This is a genomic window from Actinoplanes sp. NPDC049599 (assembly GCF_044465625.1).
Taxonomy (GTDB): domain Bacteria; phylum Actinomycetota; class Actinomycetes; order Mycobacteriales; family Micromonosporaceae; genus Actinoplanes.
Window position 1 is genome coordinate 106,731 of record NZ_JBITLX010000011.1, and the last position, 26,064, is coordinate 132,794.

The 26,064-nt window shown below is 66.2% G+C and carries 14 protein-coding genes and 1 pseudogene; 4 read left to right on the plus strand and 11 right to left on the minus strand.

Annotation, left to right across the window (positions count from 1 at the left end):
- The first annotated feature begins 10 nt into the window (after positions 1-10).
- Positions 11-826, plus strand: coding sequence for an HNH endonuclease (locus tag ACIBQZ_RS21080; RefSeq protein ID WP_396090415.1), 816 nt, complete (start codon positions 11-13; stop codon positions 824-826).
- An 83-nt stretch (positions 827-909) separates the two neighbouring features.
- Positions 910-1,353, plus strand: a pseudogene (locus ACIBQZ_RS21085) (transposase family protein); the annotation flags it as partial.
- Between the two features lie 205 nt (positions 1,354-1,558).
- Here the strand turns inward: ACIBQZ_RS21085 and ACIBQZ_RS21090 are convergent.
- The 3 genes from ACIBQZ_RS21090 to ACIBQZ_RS21100 form a co-directional block, all read right to left on the minus strand.
- Positions 1,559-1,969 (minus strand): very short patch repair endonuclease, encoded by a 411-nt coding sequence (locus ACIBQZ_RS21090; protein ID WP_396090416.1) that lies wholly within the window; start codon positions 1,967-1,969, stop codon positions 1,559-1,561.
- A 178-nt stretch (positions 1,970-2,147) separates the two neighbouring features.
- The gene (locus ACIBQZ_RS21095) at positions 2,148-3,446 is read right to left on the minus strand and encodes a DNA cytosine methyltransferase (RefSeq protein ID WP_396090417.1); all 1,299 of its coding nucleotides are present in this window, start codon (positions 3,444-3,446) and stop codon (positions 2,148-2,150) included.
- Between the two features lie 645 nt (positions 3,447-4,091).
- A complete protein-coding gene (locus ACIBQZ_RS21100) occupies positions 4,092-5,051 on the minus strand; it encodes a NaeI family type II restriction endonuclease (protein WP_396090418.1) in 960 nt (319 codons plus the stop codon).
- 192 nt (positions 5,052-5,243) lie between these two features.
- On the opposite strand from ACIBQZ_RS21100, the gene ACIBQZ_RS21105 reads away from it, so the two are divergent.
- Positions 5,244-6,026, plus strand: coding sequence for a hypothetical protein (locus tag ACIBQZ_RS21105; RefSeq protein ID WP_396090419.1), 783 nt, complete (start codon positions 5,244-5,246; stop codon positions 6,024-6,026).
- Between the two features lie 437 nt (positions 6,027-6,463).
- Here ACIBQZ_RS21105 and ACIBQZ_RS21110 read toward each other — a convergent pair whose 3' ends face one another.
- The 7 genes from ACIBQZ_RS21110 to ACIBQZ_RS21140 form a co-directional block, all read right to left on the minus strand.
- On the minus strand, positions 6,464-7,471 hold the full coding sequence (locus ACIBQZ_RS21110; protein WP_396090420.1) for a PD-(D/E)XK nuclease family protein: 1,008 nt from the start codon (positions 7,469-7,471) through the stop codon (positions 6,464-6,466).
- The gene (locus tag ACIBQZ_RS21115) at positions 7,468-12,945 is read right to left on the minus strand and encodes a DEAD/DEAH box helicase (protein ID WP_396090421.1); all 5,478 of its coding nucleotides are present in this window, start codon (positions 12,943-12,945) and stop codon (positions 7,468-7,470) included. The genes ACIBQZ_RS21110 and ACIBQZ_RS21115 overlap by 4 nt, the downstream gene beginning before the upstream one ends.
- Positions 12,946-12,955: 10 nt before the next feature.
- Positions 12,956-13,873 carry a hypothetical protein gene (locus ACIBQZ_RS21120; RefSeq protein WP_396090422.1) on the minus strand — a complete coding sequence of 306 codons (918 nt, stop codon included), beginning with the start codon at positions 13,871-13,873 and terminating at the stop codon, positions 12,956-12,958.
- Positions 13,870-15,921 (minus strand): hypothetical protein, encoded by a 2,052-nt coding sequence (locus ACIBQZ_RS21125; RefSeq protein WP_396090423.1) that lies wholly within the window; start codon positions 15,919-15,921, stop codon positions 13,870-13,872. Before ACIBQZ_RS21125 ends, ACIBQZ_RS21120 begins: the two co-directional genes overlap by 4 nt.
- Before the next feature lie 1,088 nt (positions 15,922-17,009).
- The gene (locus ACIBQZ_RS21130; RefSeq protein WP_396090424.1) at positions 17,010-17,318 is read right to left on the minus strand and encodes a hypothetical protein; all 309 of its coding nucleotides are present in this window, start codon (positions 17,316-17,318) and stop codon (positions 17,010-17,012) included.
- Positions 17,319-17,424: 106 nt separating this feature from the next.
- Positions 17,425-19,212, minus strand: coding sequence for a BTAD domain-containing putative transcriptional regulator (locus ACIBQZ_RS21135; RefSeq protein ID WP_396090425.1), 1,788 nt, complete (start codon positions 19,210-19,212; stop codon positions 17,425-17,427).
- 26 nt (positions 19,213-19,238) lie between these two features.
- Positions 19,239-21,080: an Hsp70 family protein gene (locus tag ACIBQZ_RS21140; RefSeq protein ID WP_396090426.1), complete on the minus strand. Its 1,842-nt coding sequence runs from the start codon at positions 21,078-21,080 to the stop codon at positions 19,239-19,241.
- 290 nt (positions 21,081-21,370) lie between these two features.
- Between ACIBQZ_RS21140 and ACIBQZ_RS21145 the strand changes: the two genes are divergently transcribed.
- Positions 21,371-24,523 (plus strand): BTAD domain-containing putative transcriptional regulator, encoded by a 3,153-nt coding sequence (locus tag ACIBQZ_RS21145; protein WP_396090427.1) that lies wholly within the window; start codon positions 21,371-21,373, stop codon positions 24,521-24,523.
- 62 nt (positions 24,524-24,585) lie between these two features.
- Here ACIBQZ_RS21145 and ACIBQZ_RS21150 read toward each other — a convergent pair whose 3' ends face one another.
- Positions 24,586-25,866: an IS701 family transposase gene (locus tag ACIBQZ_RS21150; RefSeq protein ID WP_396090522.1), complete on the minus strand. Its 1,281-nt coding sequence runs from the start codon at positions 25,864-25,866 to the stop codon at positions 24,586-24,588.
- Positions 25,867-26,064: the final 198 nt, after the last annotated feature.

The following is a 26,064-nucleotide window of genomic DNA, read 5'->3' on the forward strand; positions in this document are numbered from 1 at the left end:
GGAAGGGTAAATGTTCGATCCTGACAACGAAGACTACCCAGCGGAAGCGTTCGCAGAGGAGGGCCGCACCGGCCGACAGGCGCTTTGGTGGGAGCTGAAAGTCACGCCCGGGAAGCCCAATTTGCTGTTTGGTGCGGAGCAGAAGCTTGCAGCATGGATGGCGTTCAATCTCGACCTAGGCGAACACTTTACTATTCGCATGTTGCGCGAGGCCCTAGGCAGTGAAGTCGTGCCGAACGATCAGGAACACCTCAATCGCCGGTTCCGAGAGCTACGGAAGGATGGCTGGGAGTTTCCATCAAACAAGGACGATCGAAGTCTGCCCTCCGCTACCTACCGGCTAGATGCCAAAGGTTGGAACCCGGCGCTAGGCGCACGTCCGCCCCGTAACGTCGTGTCGGAGCGAACTCGGCGTCAAGTTCTTGACCGCGATGGATGGCGGTGCGTAATTTGCGGAATCGGTCCCAATGAGCCCTACCCTGATGGTTTCGGAACCGCTTACCTCACGGTTGGGCATATCAGGTCCAGAGAGGCAGGCGGAAGTTCACAGGACTTGAACAACTTGCGCACGGAATGCAAGCGTTGCAATGAGCCTGTGCGCAACGAGATGCGGGTCCCCCAGACACCTGAAGAACTCCTGCCCTCCGTCCGCAACTTGACTAGACCAGAGCTAGAGCGCCTACTGGCTTGGCTTGAGCAGGGGTATCGCGGTCGCGATCGGCTAGATGACCTGTATGACCGAGCACGGATGATGGGCTTCGACGATCGCGAACACCTTAAGGCCAAGGTGAGGCGGACCCTTGGGCTTCCCGCAGCCATGAACTAGCACGGCTGAGAGCAGAACGAACCAAGAGTAAGAGTCTCCGGGGAGATGGGAGTCGCAGCAGGTGTCGGCATAGCGATTCGGCAGTCGCTGACCAGAAGCCCTACTACACGGAACGCACAAGCGTCATGGCATGAGCGTGCAGGTCATCGCCGATGCCGCGGGACGGCTGGTGTGGGCCTCGCAGACGCTGCCGGGCGCCGTCCATGACCTAACGGCGGCCCGCGCTTACGGCATCATCGATGCTCTGACCAACGCGGACGTGATGGCGTTCGCCGACAAGGTCTGCTAAGGCGCCCGAGGCAGCGTGCGCACGCCTTCCAAGCGGCGCTGTTTCCGGCCGAAGCTGTCGCGCCGGCAGAAGGCCGTGAACCGGGCTCACGCGAAGATCCGCGCTCGCGGTGAACGCGCGATCGCCACGCTCAAGACCTGGAAGATCCTGGCCAAGCTGCGCTGCTGCCCACGCCGAGCCGCGACCATGCTAGCCATCCTGGTCCCTCCACCACGTCGAAGCGAACCGCCACGCAGGAGGAAGATGGCTGCTCACTACTACAACAACAAATTGTATTCCACCGCAAACTGTCAGCCACCACGCTCGTTACTTAACGCAACCGCGGTGTGCCGTGCGAGACCTGGAACGGCGCGGTTCCTGCCTCGCCTCGCCGGGGTTGCGCTGGTAGTGCATGTCGTGGGACTGCTGGAGGCTGCAGCGATGGCTATGAGGACTGCCCGGAATCAAGGCATTACGGTACGCCTGGCCATAGCGTGTTCGATTTCTTCTATCGCGGTGTCGATCGGTACGTGTTCCCAGATCCGCACGACGCTGTATCCGGCCGCTTCTAAGGCAGCGGTGGCAGCGCGGTCTCGTTCGACGGTTCGCTGTAGCTTCGGGCCCCAGTACCAGTCGTTGACCTTGGGTTGGCGCCCGTGCAGAGGACATAGGTGCCAGAAACAGCCATCGACGAAGACGGCTATCTTTTTGCGTGTGAAGACGATGTCCGGCCGTACCCGGGCGTTGTCCAGGTCGATGCGCAGGTCCTTGCGGAACCGGTAGCCGCGCTGATGAAGCGCCGCCCTCAGGCGAATCTCGGGTTTGGTGCCGGTGCGCTTGTTGGCCTGCATGTTCCGCGACCGGCCCTCGTTCATGGGCTGGGGGTAGCGGCCCGCAGCCCATGCCTGCTCGCGTGTGCCAGGAGACATGTGCCTACTGTGCCCCTGCCGCGTTGCAGCAATCTACCCCGTCTGGCACGGGCCAGGTCGATGGCCCGTGCCGGAGCTGTGGCGGGCCGGTCATGGCATCGCCTGCGGCGCTGTACCGGCTGAACTAGCTGACCTTGGCTCTGATCTTGGCTTCGGCGAAGGCAAGGTGACGGTCATGGTCGTCCTGCCCGCGGAAGGCCTTCCATTCGCCGAGCCGGTAGGTTCGCCGGCCGCCGCGTGATTGCACCTCAAGAGTGAAGTCGCGGGCGAGAGACTCGATGCGCTGAGTGATCTTCTCGATGGTCATCGTGCTGCCAAGGAGCTGCTGGATGCGCTCGGCGGTGAGGGGCTCGTCGCGGTCGCGTAGGAGCCGGTACACCTCGTCGTGTACCCGGCGCGGTGCGGGAACCGCCGTTGACTTCTGCGTGCGAGTTAGCGCCTGGGCGAGAGACTCGCCCACTGCGCGTGCTACAGGCGGGGGGAAGGCGTTACCGATTTGGCGGTAGCGGCTCGTCTTCCTGCCTTCGAAGTCCCACCTGTACTCCTCGCCAAGCCAGCCCTGGATGCGGGCAACCATCTCGACGGTGAGCTTCGGCCCGCGGGGATGGTTTTCAGGCTGCCAGTCCTCGCCTGGTGCGCTGTCGGCCAGGCCATGCCCGTCAGTCCACAGCTCGGCCCAGGCTCGCTTCGCGCGCGTGGGGCCTAGGTCGGCGCCGCCGTGCTTTTTGCTGCCGCCGACGATGGTGGGGGCGATCTTGTCAGCTGCGGTCATCCATTTGGCGAGGTATTCGTCCCGCCAGCCGTTAGCTGCCATCAGGTTGCCGAGAACTTCACTCACGGTGCGGGTGACGGCTGACTTCTCGGGCCAGGCGAAGTACTCGACATACTGCGGGCGCAGGGCAACGAGGATCATGCGGGGCCGCAGCTGGGGCACACCGAAGTCTTTGGCCTCCAGAAGTTCCCAGAAGGCGGTGTAGCCCAGTGCTGCGAAGCGGTCGACGACTGCCTGGCGGTAGCCGGCGAACCGGGCGTCATTGAGCCCGCGCACGTTTTCCAGCAAAACTGCCTCCGGCTGCATGCGCCCGGCTGCCTCTACCGCCCAGGCGAACAGGTCACGCTCGTCGGCAGAGCCCAGCTGTTTGCCGGCGACCGAGAACGGGGGGCACGGTACGCCGCCGGCGAGCAGCGTAGCCTTCCCGGCGTACTTCTCCGGTTCCCACACGTCGTCATCGGCAACGTCGCCTACCTTGACGATCTCGCTGACATCGTCGTCGGGCTGAAGCCGCTGGAGGTTGACCGACAGAGTCTGAGCTGCGGTCGGGTCTAGCTCCACGGCGAGCTTGTGGTGGAAGCCTGCCAGGTGCAGGCCTAGCGACTGACCGCCTGCGCCAGCGCAAATCTCCACGACACTCAGGTCAGTCACTGCTCTCCCTGTTGGTCTCGGCGCCCCGCCTGCGGCAAGTCTTCTTGTGTATCTTGCAGCACTTACCCGAACGCGCGTGCGATAGGGCTGCCAGTTATGAGCCGTGTCGCAACTGACGTAGCGTTACTGCCCTGTGGCATTGGGTAAGGCCCAGTGGTGGAGGGTTCGCCGCCTTACCTGAACACTCCCTTGGTGCGCCGTGAGTGGCCGCCGGTGCGGCCCCGGCGATTCCGGCATGCTGAGGCTTACGTCCTAGGTACCGCCGCATCATTCTGATGCCATCCTCGCTTCTGCTGACTGGACGATCCGCGATGACCGGGCAGCCGTCAAGTCGTGGCACGGCGGGCCGTCCCTTTTGAGGGAACCTGGTAGCGCGCTTCGCTGAAAAGGGCTCACATCAGCCGAATGGCCAGCATCGCCAGTCCGGCGAGCGGGTAATAAGAGGCACCCTGCGGCGGCGGCATGTTCCGAATGCCAATGCGCTAAGCGTCAAAGTTTTGCGATGAGTTTGTACGCTCGTCAGTGCTCGTTGTACGCGGTGATAGCCACCAAGCCGGGCTTCGCCGCTGTTGAGCTGTCGAGCCGGTGCGGGCCTACACCATGCTGTAGCCCCGCCCTCGCCGGCATCGTCCCAGCTCACTTGGCCTAACTTCCGGCGTCCGTCTCGCCGGCTTTCTGAAGCACCTCGGGTAGCTCGCTTGCGCTGGCGAGCGCCTCGGCGGGAGTGCCACGCCGCCACGCCCGGCCCTCGATCACGGTCTGCGGTCCTGTCCAGCCGGGCTCGGCGGGGGTGATGTGGAGGCTCACAAATTCGCCGTCTTGCGGAGGTTCAGCTCCAAGCGCTTCAACGATGTCACGCTGCCAGGTGTAGTCGCCGTTCATGATGATCATGCCTTCTTTCGCGAGCGGGGTGCGCGCTCCGCCGTTCCGGCGAACTCTCTTCAGCGGATCCCGTTGCATCGCCAGTGTCTCGATGGCGGCACGGCTGATACGCCTGCCGGGGGCGCGGCGGAAGACTTCGTTGACCTTTTGCTGCCCGGACCTCTTCGACAGGATGACGTCCAAATCCGGCCGGGCCAGGGTTGCGAGCACATTCGGTGGCATCGTTGCGCCGCGGTGGATCCAGGTAATTTTGTCTCGGTGCCCAGCACGCAGGGCAACCTTCTTGTCCCGGTTGCCGCCGGCTGTCAGCCACTCGGCTGACGCACGGACAACACCAATGTCAAAGCGGGCCTCGTCGTCGGATGCCTGCATCACCAGGCAAAGGTGACCGATGACTTCGGGTGGAAGCATCCAGCCGCCGGACAGGCTGAACTTGGCGTCGACGTCATGGCCAGCGATGCGGTAGTCAAACTTCACGCCCACTGTCTCAAAATTGAACTCCTTCGCCATGTTGACCTCGACGAAGGTCCCGAGATGCGTCTTCTGGGTAGGGGAAAGCTGATCAACGTGGTAGACCCCGGTGCGTCCCCCGTCATAGAGCTGGTCGAAGGACTGGCGCATGACGTTGCCGGTGCGCCGGCCGGTGGGATCCGCTGCCAGGATCGCCTCGGCGACTTCGTCTAAGGCTGGGTCAAAACCTGGTAGTGCTACTGGCAGAGTCATAAGGCGGAATTCTTCCGGAGGCTGGCCCGGCTGTCACCCGCCTTCCGGCGTCTGCGCGCCGGGCACGCCATTGCTGGCCGCCAGGATGCGGATCCGCGGTGTACTCGCCACCAGGCACCTCAGGAGCCGCCACAAGGCGGCAGCCAGCGATTCAGGCGGCCGGCGCGCTGAAGTGATCCGTATCCTGAGCCGGTGACCTCTGCGCGCAGTTCCGTTCCGTTCGGCGCACTTACGGTCGCCGACCTGGTCCTCGATGCCGTCTACGAGGGTGGCGTGTCGGGTACCGCTGCCGACGACCCGCTCCAGAGGCTCCTGCCAGTGGGCAACCAGGGCGGCTTCCGCTATCGGGGCTCTCCCACCCGCGGGGGCATCCGGCTCGCAGTGCTCTACACGTCCGGAGACAACCCGGACTGGCCAGACGTGCTGGACGTAAAGACTGGCGTTTTCACCTACTTCGGGGACAACCGCTCACCGGGCAGCCCGCTCCACGACACCCCGCGCCGGGGAAACATCATCCTGCGGGATGCATTCGACGCAGCTCATGGCGACGACCGCGCCCGGCTGAGCGTGCCCCCGTTCCTGCTCTTTGCCAAGGCCGGCCCGAAAGGGCGCAGCGTGCGATTCCGCGGTCTCCTCGCCCCGGGGGCGGCGTCCATGAGCTCAGACGACGACCTGCAAGCCATATGGCGCAGTTCAGGTGGGCAGCGGTTCCAGAACTACCGTGCCCACTTCACTGTGCTCGACGTCCCCGTCGTCTCGCGAGCATGGCTCAACGACATCCTCGGCGGGCAGCCCCTGAGCCAGCACTGCCCACCGCAATGGGCTGAATGGGTTCGTGGCCGCGCCTACAGCGCATTGATCGCCCCAGCAACAGGTAGTTCGCAGCCGGGCCGAGCAGCTACCCGCAGACCCGGAAGGCCAGAGCATCCTGGCCGCCATCAGAGATCACTTCGACGGCAGGTGGACCGATTTTGAGGCATGCGCCCTTCAGCTGTGGCGGATGATAGCCCCTGCCACGGGCGCGGCAGCCGTCACCCGGGCCAGCCGGGATTACGGCCGCGACGCTGTAGGCGTCTATCAACTGGGCCCGCTCGCCGACCAGATATCACTGGACTTCGTCCTAGAAGCAAAGTGCAACGCCCCGCCAACTCCGTAGGCGTCAAGGAGACCTCACGGCTGATATCCCGGATCCGGCACCGCATGTTCGGCGTGCTTGTGACGACCTCCTACGTCCATGGTCAGGCATACCAGGAGGTCCGCGAGGATGAGCACCCCCATTGTGATTATCTGCGGGCGCGATATCGTCGAGGTGCTGCGCGCCCACGGTTATACCAGTACTGATGCGGTGCGGGCATGGCTTACCGCCGCCTTCCCGGCGCCCTGATATACAAGCCACTAATCACCACGACCAACTAAGCAATCTTGAGATCTGTTCGTTCAGTCGCCCGCAGCGAGATACGTGAGCCGTCTTCCCTGCGCTGGCTTACCGATACATGAATCGCCCGCACACGAGATCCCATGAGGTACTCACTTCCGGGTTTGATCGTTACATTAGTGAGCCATATTGGACCGGTCACGGTGTCCAGCTCCAGGGCTACCTTGCCGTTCTCGGCGGCCACGGCACGGCGTACCGTACCCTCCACGGAAGGTTCATCCGTCCAGTGTGCGCTGGCCTGCCAGTATGGGCCGCAACTGAGCCGCCGCGGGCAGGACCGGCAGTGGGCTTGCTGGGGGATGGCGGCACGATGACCGTTCACCCAGGCGGCCCGGGCGGCGATGATTCTGCGAACGAGCGTTTCTGCCTCACTCGTGCTGTACGAGATGGGCTGGTAGCCATGATGAAGGTTGAATACCGCTAGCGTTGCTGGCCACCGGGATTGTGATGCCCTGGCTAGTGCTGCATATGCCAGTAGCTGGTGGCGGGTGCGCTGCCCCGGCCCGGCTTTTTCTGTAGCGTCTCCGGTTTTAAGATCTATTATGGCCAGCGAGTCTGATTCGATGAGGATGTCTACGATGCCCCAGAGCTTGATTGCGGCGTTATAGAGCGGTACTTCGGCACGAATGCGTGCGTGCTGAGCGAGGCGTCGAAGAGTGTCGGCCAGCGCTGGGGCGCGCAGCTGGAGGCGGGCGGCTGCCATTCTCCCGCCGGGGACAGCGCCGATGTTGAGGCCGTGAGCGGACTGGGCGTTTGCCAGGTGGGTCCTCAGGCGGGCGGTGCTGTCGTCGGCCTGCCAGTCCCCCGCGTTGATCCAGGACTGGACTGCCAGGTGCACCAGGCTGCCTGCGTTCTCCGGTTGTGCGCTGGCGGGTGCTGATGGTTGCGGTTGCAGCGTCGTTACTGATGCCGGGCAGATGAGGAGCCGGGCCGCTGAACTGGGGGATAGCCAGTGTCCCGGCTCCTCATGCTGCACTGTGCTCACTCTGCGTCTGCCTCCTCGAGCAGATCAAGAACGTGCGCGGGGTTGCGGTCAAGGGCGAACGAGTCCGCGAAGACGACTCGGTCTAGTCCTGTCACCGTTGCCTCCATCGTTGCCGCAGTCATGGCAAGCCTGGCCGGCATCAGTGTCTGCTCGGCCGCCTCTAGAGGGTGGCGGGCAATGATTGCACTTGTTCCGAAGAGGGGGTGGTCCCGCAGGACCGCTACGGGAGCGCCGTCGCCGGCTTGCACCTCGGCGCCATAGGCGTCGGCCCACTTGGCCAGGAGCAGGCGCTCTCGCCCGAGATCGTGGGCGAGTTTGCCGTGCCGCATGACGGTGAGCAGATCGCCTGCCAGGCGCCAGTCGAGCAGGGCGTGGTAGGCCATATTGGAGTAGTCGCGCAGGCATCGGTAACACGACGCCGTGCACTCGGAAGCGTGGTGTGGCGCGCGCAGTTCATCCAGATAGTTCTCTGCGGCATCGAGCAGCTTAGGGAATACATCGGGTGAGCCCAGGTAAGTGCAGAAGCCTGCGCCGTTTTCGAGGGTGTCCGACAGGAACGCCATGGCAGATGGCTCACCGTCGGCGAGGCCAGAGTAGATGCCGGCGCCGAATTCCATCTGCTGGACGTCAAGCAATGCCGCCGCGGCAACTGTCCGGAACAGGAAGGCCAGTGAGTACCATGCGGCACGGCGCCCGTCGGCGACGTCGGTTGCACCGCCTGGCTGGCGTGCGCCGATGACCAGGTTCAGGCGCAGTCCTTCATCGGTGATGACGGGCTTGTCGGGACCGATGAACAGGAAGTCTGTGGGCTGCACTGCGCCGAGTGCAACGCTGACCGGTTCTGCTCCTGCGACCGCGGAGCCGGGTGATGCCTTGCCGCGCTCGATGGCATCGACTGACACCCATCCTCCCCAGTCACCAAGGCCGGATGCTGCGGGGACGAAGCGGTACAGGCTTCCTCCGTTGTCGTTGACCACATACCGTGTGCCGGGCCCGCTGTAGGCGCGAATGCCGGGCTGAGGCGCTTGCGCAAGGTGATCGAGATCTGTTCTGGCTTTGGCAGACATCGCCCGGGCTGACCATGAGAAGTTGCCATCGAAGTCCTCGTAGCGGCCCGCCCGGAATCCCAGCGGTTCCCGCAACGGCACCACGGCGTACACCCCGGGCGGGGCGGAGCACCGGGGGCAGGGGCCGGGCTGTTCGGGCAAGTCGCCCGCTTCCAGCTCGGCTACATGTGAGCAGGCGCGGCACACCGCCACCATTCGTTCAAGGCCAAGCGAGTCGGATTCGGGCTGTGGCTTGTTCCCAATGGGCTTGAACGCTGCCACGCCAATAACGGGGTAGACCCGCCCGTCGCGCACAACTTCGCTGAGGGGGGCGAATTGCGAGACGGCCATAGCAAGGTCGCGGTCGACCGTGCCAGCTGGAGGCCAGGGATATGTGCGCGTGGGTCGCCGCAGATGCAGATAGCGAACACGGGTAGGAAAGCCGAACATCGGCAGGGCGCCCGACTCGGCGAGCCGCTGGCTAAGTTCGGCGTGCCCAACCGGCTTGCCGACAACGTGGGTCACGTTCTGTACAAGTACCTGCTGAACGCGGCCAGCCCAGTCGATGCTCCGCAACTCTGGCGGGCCCTGCCGGGCGAGGGCAGCAGCAGCCTGGGCAATGTCACTGTGGTGCCCGGCGATCCATGACTCGACCAGCGGCCTGGTGACGGGCCAGTCATCGACCAGGCCAAACTGGCCATGAACATTGTGGGTTAGGTCAAGACCTTGAGCTGCAAGCTGCGGGCCGAGGTCGAGGAATGCCATCCGGAGGACTTCGCTATGCAGGGCACGGACGAAGATTTCCTCCCGCTCCAGGGCCAGGTAGGGCTTGGGAGTCGGCTCGTTGGTGATCAGGTGCGGCCGTTCGAAGTAGTACTCGTCATGGCTGCGCCCCCGGCATACCGTCAGCGCGACAGCGACTGGTGAGGACCGGCGGCCCGCCCGGCCTACCCGTTGCTGATAGTTGAACCGGGTAGGCGGCATGTTCCCGAGGACGACCGCCTCCAGCGCGCCGATGTCAACGCCCGCTTCCATGGTCGTGGTGACCGAGAGCAGGTCGACGCCGTCAGGGCGTGGATCTTCCTCATTGCTGGTGCTGAGAAAGACGCCCTGAAACCGGGATTGCCGCGACTGGGCGTCGGCACGGTCGGTCTGCCCTGTGAGCTCTGCGCAGTGCAGCCGAAACCGTCCGAGGCCGTTGACCGCCTTCCATGCGTAGTAGTCGGCGGAGCTTTCGACAGCAGCCGGGCTGACAGGCAGCTCCCGCCGGCAACGGGTGCAGCGGCCGGCACCGCGGTGCAGGTGCTGGCGCCGGCATACCTGGCACACCCAGGCCTTGCCTTCCGCTGGGCGCAGGACAACCTTCGCGGGGTTGATGATGTAGTCCTTGACGGCGTCACCCCAGAAGCCCTCCGCTATAGCTGCTACCTCGGCGGGGTCACGAGACAGCTGCTCAGCGACTGCCTCCCAGTAGGTTCGCAGCTTCTTGTGAGGCTTGAGCTGGCCTTCGCGTAAGTCCTGGAATCGGCGCAAGTCAGCCAGGACACGCAGACTGGCCCTGCCGATAGCAGCGGGACTCGATGAATCCATCTCGGCCGGCTGGGTGTCGCTGCTGAGGGTGAGCCAGCCCAGTCCGAGTGACTCAAAGTCGCGCCCAGCTCCGGAGAAGAGTCCCTGAACAACTTCACTCCCGAGCCGGAAGGAAGCCTCCTCTTTGAGTTCTTGCTGCTGCAGGCTCAGGCCTGCGCGCGGCCGGGGCGTCGGGGCGGTCCAGTCGTACGCCTCTGACCAGCGTGTTGTAGTTCCGGTCTTTGAGACAAATTCGCTTACCGACGGTGCGGGCCCGCCTGGATTGATTCCCATGGCCAGGAGCTGGTCGCCGAGTTTCGCGGCGGCCGCCCTGAGGGTAGGCCGGCCCGCAAGCGATGCCTCCAGGGAAGCTTGCTCTCCGCCGACCTCCTCAGGCGCGCCGAGCCAGAGGTCGCTCAGCCGTGCGTACCCTGCATCATCTTTAAGCCGTAGCCGCTTAATCGCCGCGAACTTCTCTGGGCTCTTATCCTGCCCGGTCACCCACTTCTTAGCGTCCGATACATCATCGCCGGTTCCCTCCGCGATGTGCTCATACAGCAGGATGCGCAGTAAGTCCTGGTAGTGCCGGAGGTCGAGGCCGGCGGACAGCTTCGCGGCGTCTTGGCGGCTGTCGGTGAAGACGATGAGTTTGCGCTGCGGCTCCGGTAGCTGGGACGCCAGCTCAGTAACGAGTACTTGATTGATCTTTTCGAAACCGGTTCGCATTCCCCGGATGGGGGACCGTTGCCGGGCCGGATCGGTATGGGGCAGCGTCTTGCCGTCCCGGCCGTACCTAATCTCCCAGTCGTCGGCGCAATTGGGGCATTTGGTGGGGTAGGGCTGCAGGGAGAAGATGTCCCGTGATGCCGCACCCTGTTTGCTGGTAGTGCGGACGTGGAACAGCCAGCCGGTGCGGTGCTGGCCTTGCCGTGACGTTTTCAGCCCGCCTGAGGCGGGGTTGAGGATGGCTGGCTTGAACGCGTACTGAACCCTGCCGCTGTCGGCTACCCACTGCGAGGGGTCGGACTCGGGCGCCTGCTCCCGTGGCCAGTAGACCAAGTAGTTACCGGCTGTCCGGTCGACGCGTACCTGATCAGGAAGCCGGCTCAGTTCAGGGATGTCAGCGAGCAGCAGCGCCTCAAACTTGTCTTTCGCGGTAACGCCCTCGGCAACAAAACCTCCGAGCATCACGTCGCCGCAGTTCTGGCAGTAGAGCAGCTCCAGCACCCGCGAGCCGCAGCTACAGCGGGTAGCTGGCTCCCCATACAGCTTCCCGACAGTCCGGTCCGGCTGTGGTGGGGAAACCTCCGGGCAGGACGGGTCGGTGCACGCCCAGACCCCGGGCACATTACGGAAGAACAAGTGAGAGCGCAGCTTCGGCCAGCCGCTACGGTTCTCGGCGTGCCCGGCGGCCGTCAGCAGGCGCTCTAGCGCACGGTCGGCTTCACCAGCGTCGGCCCCGGGAAATAGGATCCTCCGGAGATCCTCCTCCGACTTGGCCTCGGGCTGCGGGCGCTGCCGGCCTTCTGCATCGAAGTAGAAAGCACTGAAAAGCGCCTGATGGGCGCCGTGCTTTTCTGCCACTTCGACAGCTTGTGCAGCATCGGGTGTGCTAACGAGGGCCTGTGCGCTACTGCTGATATCCGCCATCAGCGGCTCGGGGCGGACGGTGCGGCCCGGAAGGAACTCGAACGTCTCCTGATCAATCCCGAAAAACTCCTGAAGGTACCCGCGGTCGCGAACCGGGTCCAGTGATGCGGATGCTGCAAGGATGCGAAGTTGCGGCGATCCTTCCGGGATGCCAAGCCGGTTCATCAGGTTGCGCAACAGCAAGGCGATCTCAGTGCCAGCTGTCCCGCGGTAGGTGTGCAGCTCGTCCACAGCCAGGGTGAAGCGGTGGTTCTTGTCGGCCTTGAGCCACTTGGCCGTGCTGTCGAAGAAGCGGCCGTCGCGTTCACGCAGCAGCATGACGTTCAGCATGCTGTAGTTGGTGATGAGGACATCGGGCGGTGCATCCAGCATGTCCCAGCGGCTGCGCATTTCAGCGCCGTCGAGCCGGGGCACAAAGTACGGCACCTCGTTGCCGCCGATTGCCTGGGCACGCTCTGATCGCTTCGTTACCTCTCTCAGATAGCGGCGCAATTCCTCCACAGCCCGGCCGTTGCTGCTAGAGCCGGTAACGGGTGTGGATCCAGTAAACCGGCCGAAGTAGAACCGGTGTCCTCTGCGATGCTGATCGAGCCACGAGCGAACCCCGTCGCTGTCCAGGGCCCGGCGTAGCCTGATCAGCTGATCATCGACGAGCGCATTCATGGGATACAAGACGATCGCCCGGACGGCCTGAGCGCGCCCATGCTCCCCCTGGCGCTGGGGAATGAATCCCGCGTTGCTCTTCCACCATGGCTGATAGGAAGCCGGACCACCCTGCCAGGCAGCTGATTCGTCGAGCAGGCTTGCCAGGATAGGAAGCAAAAAGCTTTCGGTCTTACCTGAACCGGTTCCAGCGGTGAGGACGACGTTGCGGCCCTGCTCCACACCCAGTGTGAGGGCGCTCTCCTGATGCTCATAGAGAGGTCGATCCGGTGGGATAAGCCCAGCCGCCGCGAACTCGGCGAGGTCGGCCGGTGCCCCAGCAAGCTTGACAGACTCGTCCAGGGTCCGCCCTGCAGACACATATTCAGGCCGGAGCTCGACCATAGGCCTGCGATAGATACCTCCGTCGCGGTCGAACAGCTCTCGCCGTTCGTCCTGCAGTCTTCTGTCACTCAGCCCGAAAGGCGTGTCGTAGTAGCGGAAGAACGCATCTTTAAGCCGGTCGAACGTTCCCGTCACCGACAGGCCGGACTGATCCATGGTCATGCCATCTTCCTTACGTGTCCTCGAGCCGCTGATGCATTGAAAAAGCGATCCGCTGGGCGATCACCCGCGGTACGTTTTCGTACGCGGCGCTCCGTGCGGACGTAGCGAAGCGCGGCATGAGCCCGCTGCACAGAACCGCAGCTCGCTGCTGCAGCGGCGGCAGGGGTGCGCCCCAGTCGACGAAAAGCCGGCCGGTACGAGCGCCAGGGCCCTCAGGGCGCCACCGCATTGCAGAGATACCGTCTGCGCGCAGGGCCAGATAGACGCAGCCGGACCAGTCGGTTCGCCACCACGTCTCGCCGTCATGCCAGCGGAATTCTGTATGTCCGTGCAGGCTGTACCGGTACGCTCCCGCCTGGGTCCTATTGCCTGTCGCGTCATTCCACTGGAGCTGGCGAGGATTGAAGCTTTCCAGGGTTAGATTGTCACGAGCCGGCGGTGCCGCTTCTACGGATGCAGAGATTACCGGGAGTTTGGTAGCCAGCAGTTCAGCCGAGCATGGCACGTAGGTCGCGCGGATCTGCTGAGCAACGGTGCCGAGGTCTATTCCCGGGTCGTACTGAGCGAAGATGGTTGATGGCCGTGGTAGTTCCCTGTCGCCCGGGGAGTGTTCGATGCAGTGAAGTTCGAGCTCGGTTTGCTGGAGCAGCGCATCGGTTACCTCGGTGCGCAGGCCGCATACCATCGCCAGGCCGTCACCGGCTGGGATCCTGGTGATAACGAGCGGTGCAGCCCGCCATTGCCCGGCCACCCAGTCGACTTCGAGGTGACCGAGTGCTGCGGCGTCGCGGAGCCAGCGCCCCGGCTCCGTGCTGCTGATGCCCTGGTTCAGAGTGCTGGCTAGCCATTGGAGCCGGGTCTTGAGCAGGTCAGTGCTGCCCCGCCCTACCTCAGCCATCCAGCGGGCAAACAGATCGCCAGGGTTCATGGCTGCAGCACCTTCAGGAAGTGGCTGAGGAGCCGGTCACTGGCGGCGAACGTGCTGATCGCAGCCAAGATCTCCCGGTCAGCAGGATCGACCGGCTTAGAGATGGGGTCCTGCCAGCGCAGGAGCTCGGGCTTGCGCGCGCTGCCGTGGCGGAATTCTATGAGCCATACGTCGTCGGGCGAGGCAATGAATTCGTAGAACTGCGAGGACGGCAAGTTGCTGGCCGCGGTCCAGGTGGCCGGTGCTGGGGCGTTCAGCTTCCGGCTGCGCCCGTGCCTGTCAACGACGTGCCAGTTGCTGATTCTGCGCAGAAGGCGGGGTTCATGGCAGGCACCTGAGGTGTCGGCGCCTGCCACATCGAAGGGTCCCGACGAGCTCAGCCGGGCGGACTCGGAGGTTAGATGCCACCCCATGGTGGCGTGGGCGGAGGGGCTGTCCGCGCTGTCGGTGGTGTCGTGTACGTAGAAGACAAGGCTGTCTCCGTCGGCGATCACTTCGTGCTGGCCGGCCGCTAAGGGACCGACGCTTCTGAGCGGTATGGCAAAGCCAGTGGCCCGGAAAGGCGGATGTTGTTCGGCGCCGTCCAGGGAGACGGCGACCGGGCGTGTTTCAGGGCCTGCCGGAAGTAGCAGGTCTGGCTCCCCGCCGCGCAGGTAGTGGCGGCTACCGAGGTTGGATGCGACCTTCAGGCCGTTGACTAGCCGCGGCCGCGGGGGCGTCTCAGGTCGCAGCGCGCGCATGAGTTTCGGCGACAGCCCGCTGATCCCGCGTTCGAATGCGGCCGGATCCGACAAGCGCACCCGGCGGTACAGGCTATGCCCGGGCAGGAGTGCGTGAGCTGTGCGCTGCGGGAGCTGTTTCCATCCTGCTTCCGCGGCTTCCTCGAGCAGGCCTGTTACCGCCGCGTCAAATTCGGCGGCAACGATCAGGAGATGTTCCTCGCGTGGTTCGATGCCGTCGGTAGCGACCCAGCCGCCGGCGTCTGCGTTTTCACGAGCGGCGAAGACTTCCGGTATTTGCACGACGGCGGAGCAGAGCTCGCCTTGAGCTTGGATCCGCTTGCCTGTCAGCTCTGCTGGTGGCGGCGCATCGGCGACGGTGTACTGGCTGCCCCACTCCGGTGTGGTGACCGTGAACGAGCGGCCGTCCATGGTTTTGAGGGTGTCGGTGGTGACATCAGGGAGGCGGGCTGCAGTCCAGCGTGTAGTGAGGTCGTCAAGGTCGATGACGACGCGCAGGTCCAGGCGCCGCTTGCCGCCCGGGCTTCGGACTACCCGGTCCCAGTTCCGGGCGAGGCGTGCTACCTCGTCCGTGACCACCGGGCAGAGGGTCGGGTCGCTGAGCGCAAACAGAAACGTTTCTGAAAGCCCGCGGGAGCGGCTAGTCCAGATGCGTAACGCGGACGTGAGTGCTCCTGGGGAAGGAACTCCTTGTTCGGCCAACTCAAGCGCATCGAAAAACCCCGTGAGGAGCATCCTGTCTGACTCTCGCAAGAGCGCCTGCGAGAGCGGGAACCCGATGCGCTTGAGGTGTGCATGTTCCTGGATCGTGCTGAAGCCGTACTGCCCTGAATGCCGGATCCACCGGTCGAACTCTTGCCAGAAACCAGCAACTACCCCGAAGCCGCCAGAAAGGCGATGTCTAACTTCTTCCAGGTGCGCACCGGTGAGTTCCGGGCGCAGTGCCTGGGCCAGCCTGATGAAATAGGCGCTGCCCTGGAACACCGCATCGCGCCTCATGCGGCTGGCAGCCAGCACCGACACCGCCAGGATGGGCAGCGTCAGGGGGATGGTGTCCGGAAGGCGGTCCCGGTTGATCTTTTCCAGTGGGCGGAAGAGGCTTTCGCCGCTCTGCCAGTGCAGTTGACGGCAGACAGAGGATCTCAGTGAGTCCACTGGATCCCCCAGGGCTGGCCACAACCGGGCAATTTCTTCATCATCAACGAAGAAGACGAAGGGTTCATCGGCTGAGCGTTTAGTGAGCAGGGTGCCCGCAAGCTTGTGCTGCCAGTCCCAGTAGGTCTGATCGTCGTTCCCGGCTCTCACCACAGTCGGCCCCCTCTGCGCACGAGTACGGTAAGACCCCGGTACGACATTCTGGCCGCGGCGCGCAGCGATGAGCGCGGATATCGCGCCCGGCACGAGTAGCGACCGGATGTGTGCCTCACGTCCGCACCGGCGTGCTGGGCGGAACGTTTGTAGCTTAAGTGACACTTCGCGGTAATATGTCAGTCTCGCTGAGCCGGCGGGCAAACACTCGATCAGGAGGCCGGTGCTCACGCCGCGGGACTGTGGTTCAGGCCCGGGCGCGTCCACGGGGTCGTAGCCGAAGTCCGGGGTAGGGGCCAGGGCTACGAGCCGGTCGAGTACCGGCTCAGTATTAGTGCCCTACATCTTGGACATCACCCGACGTGCGCCCGTGGTGTGCAGGGGCGCGTCGTGAAACCAGCGACCGAGGCGTTTGACTGATCCCGGATAGGCGGCCAGGAAGGCCGGGCAGGGTCGTCACCGGTCAAAATGCCGTCGACCGGCAGGCACCTTGAACGAGGTATGGCGGTAGTGAACTGATGGGCAGTCGCGCCAGCGTTGTGCAGAGCGGTAGCCATGGTGGGCACCGCCCATCGTTTCCGCACGGGACCACTGGGGGCCCTGAGGCGTGATGACCTCGTACCAAAGTCCAGTCGCGGCCATCCGTGCTAGCTGCTCGAGCCTGGGTCTGCTTGCGGCGGATCTAAACGGTGGGGCTCACTAGCTTCCGGTAACGGGATGATTTGCTGGACATCCATCAGGCGCCGCTGTCCGGCTTTGCACGGTGTCAGCGGTACGCAGCCGATATCCAGCCCGTAGACGTCAGACAGCCACGGCACGGCTGTGGTGATCTCGCGGTCGAAGTCGGCTGTAACGAGCACCAGGCGAGCTTGCGGCTTAGGACTGCGTCGTCACCGTCGGCGCCTTCCAAGAATTCGGTCAGACGACTGCGGGCTTCATCGACCGAGTCGGTTCCACCTGGGCCGGGTAGTGCTCGATCATCAGTGGAATCACGGCATGGCGGGCAAGCAACTGCGTCAACGACCCTCGTGAATCAGCGGCTATTATGACATGTGAATGATCAGATTTTTATGTTGATGATTCGTTTCTCATGATGGCGGCTTGAAAAAGATTTTCCCGTGACCGTCGCCAACTATGGTGGCGACTGAATCAGCAAGGAAAGGCGCGATCGGCCCGTCGGCTGACTCCATCAGAATGTAGCGGACTGCCTTCAGTGAACTAACTAATTGCGCCTCACCGAAGCGGCCTTCGATCAGAGCTTCGTCGATGACGGCGAGGTGCTGCCTCAACTGGATAGCGGTCTCGCCGTCGAGAAACAGGACACCCTCGGCTTGCCTGATGGCCGCACAGAGTTGCATCACGTCCCGGAAGTTCCGGTCGCCCCGCTGTACGCCCATGGCCCCATCGTCGCATCCGGTTCGGATGAGGGCACAACGCGAGTCACGACCGGGTGCTATGAGGCATCAGTGGTGCGCCTCAGTGCGCAAGGGACGAGGGGGCCGGTCAACGCCGCAAGTGTTCTTCCGCGGCGATCCGCTGGTGAAGCCGCTCGATCAGCTCGATGGCGCTCGCATGGTCACCGGTAGCGCGCAAAAGGCCGGCGGCCTGTTGGCGCAGGGCCTCGTTGTAGGGGTCGATGGTGATGGCCCGTTGCAGCAAGGGCAGGGCTTGGTCGGGGTGGGCGTGTTCGGCGAGGGTGGCGTAGGCGTCTATGACGGTGCGGCGGGTTTGTTCGCGGATGGGGGTGAGCCAGTGCCAGGTGTGTTCTGCGGCGAGGTTGCCGCGGTGCAGGTCGATGACGGTTCGGCAGGCCTGGTCTCGGTCCGTGGTGCTGACGGCGTGGGTCATGGCGTTGACGGCGGTGCGCCATGGGTGCAGGTCGCTGCTGATGCGGCGGGAGTTGAGCCTGTAGCGGTCGTCGCGTCGGATGATGGGATCGTCGCTGAGGAGGGGGCGTAGTTGTTGTCGCAGGTCGGCCAGGGTGGTGTGCAGGCGTTGGCTGATGGTGGCCGGTGGCAGGTGGGGCCAGATGGCTCGGGTGAGTTCGCTGCGGGTGGCGCCGTCGGGGTGGATGGCGAGGTAGGCCAGGACCTGCAGGCCAGCGGTGCGTCGTAGGCGGACCGGCTCACCGGCGACGGTCAGGTGACAACTGCCGAGCAGCATCAGGCGCGCGTCGGTGGCCGGGGCCGGCTCCGGACCAGCCGCTGGCGGCCGGCTGGGCGCGATTGGGGAAGGTGGGCTCACGCTGGGTGGGATTTGTTGCGAGCGCCGGATGAAGGTCAGCAGGTCGGCGGTTGTTTGCGGATTAAGGGTGCAGAGCCGGCGCGGCTCGGTGAGGTCAGAGCCGGTGGCGGTGCCGTCGCTGGCGACATGCCAGCGATGCGTAACCGATACCGGGCCTTCGCTGAACACGACAACGGTGCGGGCCATGACGTGTTCACCGGTTCCTGCCGGGAGCTCTGCGACTGCCGGGCCACTGAGGGGCAGCAGGGCGCCACGGTCGTCGGGATGCATGGACACTGTGGAGCTGTCAGATAATGCGGCCTCGACGATGAGCCCCCGGGCGGATGCGGCGGCGCCTGGCCCGGTGAGCAGTAGGACGCCCTCGGGCAGCCGCTTGGAAAGCTGGGGTGGCGGTGTGCGGTCGGCTCCTGTGGTGTTGTCGGCGAGCGCGGCGGCGACGGTGCCGACGGTGGGGGGCAGTGGTTGCAGGTCGGCATCGTCGTGGTGGTCGCGGGGCTGTCCGGGGTCGGGCCGGTAGTGGCGGCGCCGTTGGAACCAAAGCGCGGCGGCGAGCGCGGTGATCGCTGCGGCGGTGCGGTACGGGATCCACCCGCCACCGGGCAGGGCGACGCCCGGCTGGGCTGGCGGCGGTCGGTCGTTGTGGACGTCGGGCCTTGCCGGGTCCGGGAGCTGTGGGGTGTCGCTGGCCACCGGCGGCTGGGGGTGGTCGATAGTGGCGGTGGGCAGAGTGAACGCGGCGACGCCGGCCATGGAACTGGCGGTCATCTGGGCGGGTGTGGGTACGGGCAGCCGGCGCAGGCGTCGCATGCGCCGGCGCCACCCGGTCAGAGCCTGCCGGGTCAGGTGGGTCAAGAGCAGGAGCCAGGCGAGCCCGGCGACGGCGACGCAGCCGGCGATGATCGTGCCGGCGGTCAACGGCTGCTCGGCCCATGCCGCGATCTGCGCGCGGGTCGGTGTCTGCCACCGGTGCTGCAACCAGATCCCGGCGAGCAGCGGCGGGCCGGCGACGACCGCGAGCACGAGCAGCGCGGTGGCGAGGCGGTTCATCCAGCGCATGACGTCAGAGGTCCGTGTCAGCGCCGGATCGGTGGGGTGCGCAGCAGCCCCCAGACGTGTACGCCCCACCAGCAGGCGACAGCGAGCGCCCAAATGGTGGCCAGCGGCGCGGGTCCGGTACGGGAGATGATCACGGTGAAGAAGCCGACCGGGACAGTCAGCGCGAGCCGGGCGCCGGGATGCCGCACCAGGGTGCAGGCAGCGGCGACCCCGATCAGCAGGCCTCCGGCCAGGCCGATGCCGTCCGACCAGCCCGCGAAATACCAAGGCCAGGCGACGGTGTACCACAGGTTCACCGCGACGATCCCGGCGACGGCGATGATCATCGAGGTGGCGGGGAAGGTGAGGAAGCCGTCCCACCCGCCGGGTGGGGTGACGCCGCGCCGCCAGGCGAGCACGGCGACGGCCGCGGCGAACACCGCGATCGGCAGGACCGTCAGCACGATGCCCTGCGCCAGCCGCGGAATGGGCTGGTTGAAGTACAGGCCGGCGGTGATCGCGTACATGGTGGCGGTAGCCAGCCCGCCCAGCAGCGCGATGGTGATGCCGCCGCTGATCCTGCCGGGCGGCTGCTCCGTGGTGGTTGGGGTGTTGTGGTCGAGCAGGGCGGCGAACAGCGCGGCGGCTTGGAGCAGGCAGATCATGGCGAGGGTGGCCGCGACGGCGGGTACGCCCCAGTCCGCCAGAGGAGCGGTGGTGTTGTGGTAGCCGAGGCGGTAGTCGTCGGAGAAGAAGATGTAGGACGCGAACAGGACCAGTGATGCCATGCCGGGAAGGGCGAGGGTGATCAGCCTGCGCACCGGTGGCAGCGGCAGCTGCTGCTCCTCCACCGCGGCGGCTTCGGTGGTGGTGGCGTCGGCGGCGCCCAGCACCGCCGCCATGTGAGGATGCTGCCCCGGCACGGGGGTGGCGCCGAGTTTCGCCGCGATCATGTCGCCGGCGCCGGGGGTGACGGCTGCGGCGCCGATCAGGTGCACGCCGCTGACCTGGTCGAGGGTGAGGTCGGCGTTGTCGAGGGCCTGCGCGGCCAGTTCACCGGCGCGTTCGAACACCGGCCGTGCGACCTCGGCCACCTGACCGGCGTTGATGACCATGGGTGGCTGGCCGTCGGGCATCGGCATGGTCACCGCGACCTGCTCGGACAGTGCATGCCGGGCGGTGCGGATGTTGATCAGCATCGGCCACCGCTGCCCGGCCGGCATGTCGTGCAGCTCGGTGGCGGTGAGCGTTGTGACCAGGGCGGCGTCGAGGCGGTCGCCGCCGGCGTCGGGATCGGCGAGGGTGGACACCACCTCGGCGCCGGCTGGATCACGTTGCACCACGGTGACTTCGCAGCCCGCGCCGACGTCGATCACCAGCGCCGGACGGCCGTCACCCGGCAGGCCCGCGGCTGCGGTGCGGGTGTCGAGCCGGGCAATGGCAGCAACAGGGGCCTCGACCAGGCGGGACACGGCCAGACCGGCGCCGCGGGCGGCGTGACGCATCCAGGTCCGGCGCCGCGGTCCCCACCCGGCCGGGACGACCAAGCGCACATCCTCGACCGGCTCCCCGGCGACGCGCTGCGCTTCGGCCGCGACCTGCCGCAGGGTCGCGGCGACCAGGTCGACGACCTCGACCTGCTGTCCACCGGCGGTGACCTGACCCGTGCCGGTGCGTAGCGGTGACACGACGAGGCCGTCGGGGTCGGTGGCGGCCTGCCGCCATGCCGCCGCTCCGGTGACGATCCCGCCGTCGGTGATGTGGGCGGCGGTGGACATCTCGCCCGTGCCGTCGAGGGTCAGTGTTGTCGTACCGCCCGGCGCGACCAGGACCGCTCGCACCGTGGCAGCGCCGTAATCGATCGCCAGCCGTGAATGCACGACAGCCAGTGAAGCAGAAGATCGACGATCAGTCACTCCACATTCGCTAAACGTGCGCACTCCAGGCTCGGGGGGCTGCGGGGCCCTGACCTGGGGTTGTAATTCTGTGTGAGTCGTTGTGAGTGGTTGTGAGCGCTCAAAAGCTCCTGCCGGGGTCACTGCCTGCTTAGCCTCGCAACACCGCTTCAGACCCGAGACGCGGTCAAGTGACCGCACCGACGGCGGCCGGCGAAACGAGCTCTTGGAGATCCCGAGAGCCGCGAGGCGGCAACGACAGGAGGGGGTAGGAGATGATCCGCCTGATGGCGGCGATCCGGACGACGATCACCGTCGTGACGCTGCTCGCCGCAGTACCGCTGCTGCTCTTCGCGATCGGCGGCAGCCCGCTACCCGACCGGGTGCCGTCCTCGCTGCAGATCCAGAACTGGCTGGACGACCCGATGCAACCCCAGTACGTCGCAGCGACCGTCAAGGCGGGCGCGTGGCTGATCTGGGCGCTGCTGGTCGCCGCGGTCCTCGGCGTGATGGGGGCCCGGGTGCGGCGTTGGCGGTGGGCTCGCCTGACGATCTACCTCCCCGGCCCGGTACAGGGACTGGCCGCGACGCTACTGGGCGCCGCCACCGTCACCACAGCCGTCGGCGTCCCGCAACCGCAGGCCGCCATCCCCGTCGCCGCGCAAGACAGCGTCCCACCCGGCCCGCAGGCCATGGTCCACGCCGCCACCGCCACCGCCACCGCCACGACAGGCACCGTGCACCGTGATGAGCACCGGACAGAGCAGTCGTCATCGACGGTCACGGTCCGGCGTGGCGACACCTTGTGGGGGATCGCCGCGGACCGACTCGGTAGCGCCCAGCGCTGGAAGCAGATCTACCGTCTCAACACCGACCGCTACCCCCGCATGCACGGCGGCGACCACATCGAACCCGGCTGGACCCTCACCCTGCCCACCCGCGCCACCAAGCCCGCACCCGAGCCGACCTCACCCACCACGCCGACCCCCGGACCGGTTTCGACATCGGCGCACCCGAGTCCGGCACCGTCACCAGCCGGTGAACGCGACGGCGTCGTCGAACCTTCCGCCCCTACCAGGACACCCTCATCCGTGTCTTCCGCCGGGGCGGCCGCATCGCAGTCGCAGGTCGACCAGGGCCGTAGCCCGCAGACCGGGGTGTCGCTGACCAGCGGTAGCTGGCTAGACCTCGGCCTCGCCACCGCCGTCGCCGCCGCGATCACGCTGGTCTGGGCACACCGGCGCCGCCGCTACACCAGCCGCCCGCTGTCACCCAGCCTCCCGCTGGACGACGCGGACCTCGCGCCGATGCCGCCGGTGGTCACCGAGATCCGACGCCGCCTGCGAGAAAACCGGCAGTCCGGCGACACCGATGCCGCGGTGAGTTCGGCGGCGCCGGTCTCCGCCACGGCTACCCGTCCTCTCCGCGTTCCTGACGGCAGCCGGGTGGATCAGGTCGGCGACGACGAGTCGGCCGAAGCCGACGAACCCGACGGTACGACGGCAGCAGACGGCGAACAGGACAGGCGGGGAAAGCCGTCACGAAAGGCCGGCGGCCGTCCCGTGGTCCCGGCGTTGACGAACCCGGCAGCGGTCGAATGGCCGGCATCCGGGCTCGGTCTGACCGGCCCCGGCGCCGAACCCGCCGCCCGCGGCTTCCTGACCGCCGCACTCGCCGACAGCGACCCACACGCCCCACCCGGCCAGGTCGTGCTGCCCTCCACGACGGCGGCGACCCTGCTCGGCACAGCAGCGGTCACCCTGCCCCGCACACCACGCCTGATCGTCACCGACGACCTCGCCGGAGCCCTCACCCTGCTCGAGCAGGAGATCCTGCACCGCAGCCGCCTGGTCTACACCCACGAGGTCGACACCATCGCCGCGATGCGCACCGCCGACCCCTACGAAGAGCCGACCCCACCGATGCTGCTGTTGGCCGACGCCGCCGGCAGCCACGAACGCACCCGCATCACCGCACTGCTCGCCCAAGGTCAACGCCTCGACATCCACGGCGTCCTACTCGGCGACTGGCCCGCCGGTGACACCGTCATCGTGGACACCGACGGCTCCACCACACCGGGCACCGGTAGCCGCCACGGCCGGCATCCCGCCGACGTCGACCGCCTCGCAGTTCTCACTCCCGACGAGACCGCCGCGGTGATCACCACCCTGGCCGAAGCCCACACCGGCCTACCACGGACGCCTCCCTCGGTCGAGCCCCTGCCACGCCAACCCACCGAGGAGATTGCGCCCGGATCGCTGGCCACCGCCGGTGGCGTCGCGAGCCGGGTCCTGGCCGCGCTGGCGGACCTGGGCGACGCCACCGCCGCCGGGATCGGCGCCCACCTCGACCTGCCCTTCCCTGCAGCCACCGCCCACCTCGTGCAATGGGAACACGCCGGTCAAGCCGAGATCTTCCGCACCGACACCGGCCAGACCCGGTGGCGGCTCACCCCCACCGGTTTGACTGCCGTTAGCGACGGCGAAGTCGCGCCACCCTTGGCGGAATCCGACACGGGGGAGCCCGTATCCAGCCCACCGCAGGCGTCGGCCGTGACGAACAAGCCCCAGGTGCCCGCCGACGATCGCTACACCGACCTGGACACGGTCCTGCAATGGCCCGACCCCGAGACCACCTTCACCAGCGAACCCCCGCCGTCATCACCGCAGAACACGGACGACTCCGGAATGGCGGGGCACGTGACAGTGACCGTGCTCGGCGAGGCAGGCATCGTCGCCACCAACCCCGACCGGCTACCCCGCAAGAAAGCCCTCGAACTGCTCGTCTACCTCGCCGTCCACGACGGCAGCGCCACCACAGAAGCCATCCTCGACGATCTGCTACCCGACGCCCCAGCCAGCAAGGCCCCCGAACGGCTCTACACCTACGTCTCCGACCTGCGCGCGGTCATGCGCCGCATCGGCGGTCCCGCCACCTACCTGACCCACCCCCACCGCAGGTACACCCTCAACCCCGACACCATCGACATCGACCTGTGGCGGATGCGCGCCGCGATCCGCGAAGCCCACCACGCCACCGACCCGCAACAGCGCATCGACGCACTCCACCGCGCCGTCGACGCCTACTCTGGGCCGCTCGCCGACGGCGCCGACTACGAATGGGCCGAGCCCTACCGCGAAGCCATCCGCCAACAAGCCCTCGACGCTCACCTCGCCCTAGCCGACGCCCTCACCGAAGCCCCCGCGGCACAGATCCGGGTACTCGAGGCAGCCATCGGCCACAGCCCCTGCAACGAACAGCTCTACCGGCAAGCCATGCGCGCCCACGCCGCCCTCGGCCACACCGACGCCATCCGCACCTTGCGCCGCGCCCTCGATCGGGCCTTGGCCGACATCGAGACCGAGCCCACCGACGATACAGTCGCGCTGACGGACCAGCTGATCGCCGGCCTGCAGCGATCAGCCTGACAACCATCGGGTATGCCGGAAGGGACAGGCGGCATGACTAGTACGGCAGCCGCCATTCGTGATCATGGTTGAAGTTCGAGGGGGAGGCGGCGGGCGTAGTGGGCTCGTCTGGCTCGGGCTTGGTGGCGGCGTCGCCAGTTTGACCAGCGCAAACGGTAGGCGATACTCCGGGTCGGCCGGATAAGCAGGACGTTGATCAGGCGGCGGATCTCGTTGACGGTCAGCTCGATCATGCCGGGCTGAGCGTGGCGATCTGATGCTCGGGCATCGGCGGCGCAGATCGCGAGAACGGCGAGGGCCGCCAGAGCGAGGGTGGTGAACCGATGCCAGGACGTCCAGCGGCGGACCTGGTGCTGGTCAAGCCCGACCTGGCCCTTTCCGGCTTGAAAGCTTTCTTCCACGATCCAGCGAACTCCCGCCACCCGCACGAGCTGAGCGAGGGTAGCCGGGCCGGGTGTCCAGCAGCGGTAGAAAGCCAGCTCGCCGGTGGTGTTGTTGCGGCGGATCAGCAGACTGTGCCGGCCGTCGTCGTCGGGATCTCCGTCGGCGCCGACATCGGCCAGCCAGGCCCAGTCGTAGAACCGGGGACCTTTCGACCCGTCGCCGGCGCTGCGGCGGGTCCATGCGGTGGCGGGCAGGTTCTCCACCAGCCGGTCGGCGCGGCAGCGGGTCTTGCCGCCGTCGATCGGCACGAGATGATCGCAGGAGACGGCCAGGACGTAACCCAGGCGGAGTTTGCGCAGTGCACCCCGCAGCCGAGTGTTGTTGCCGTAGGCCTCGTCCGCGGCGACCCACCTGGCCGGGACCAGGGCCTGGACGGCTGCGGTGATCATGTCGTCGGCCAGTTCGGATCGGGTGGCGAACGCGATGTCGTCCGGCACGCCGGCCTGTTCGCACCGCTGGGGGTCGCCGGTCCAGGACGTCGGTAGATAGACCCGCCGGTCGATCAGGGTATGACCGTGTCGGCTCGCATAAGCCAAGAACACACCGACCTGGGCATTCTCGATGCGTCCCGCGGTTCCGGTGTATTGGCGCTGGACACCGACGGTGTGCACACCCTTTTTCAGATCGCCGGTCTCGTCGACGACCAAGACCCCGTCCGGGTCACCGAGCCGGTCGACGACGACCTTGCGCACATCGTCACGCACGGCGTCGGCGTCCCACTTCGCCCGGTAGAGCAGCCGCTGCATCGCATCCGGGCGAGCATGCCCGGCCTGCTCAGCCAACTGCCAGCATGTCTTGATCTCCAGGTCGGCGAGCAGGCCGGTGACGAAGCCCGCGGCCGCTCGGCGAGGTTCGATCCGGGCGAACCGTCCCGCAAACGACCCGGTCACCAGGTCGATGGTTCGTCGCCACTGGGCAGGCTCTACGCTGTGGCTCTCGGCCACCGCAAGGTCTGATGTTGTGTCCACAACGCACAGACGATCATGCGGTGGCCGTCTTCATTTCCGCGGGATCCGAGGTCACCTCACGAACGGCGGCTGCCGTACTAGCCACACCGGCGCCTCCGAACGACACAACCATCACCTTCGGTGACCGCT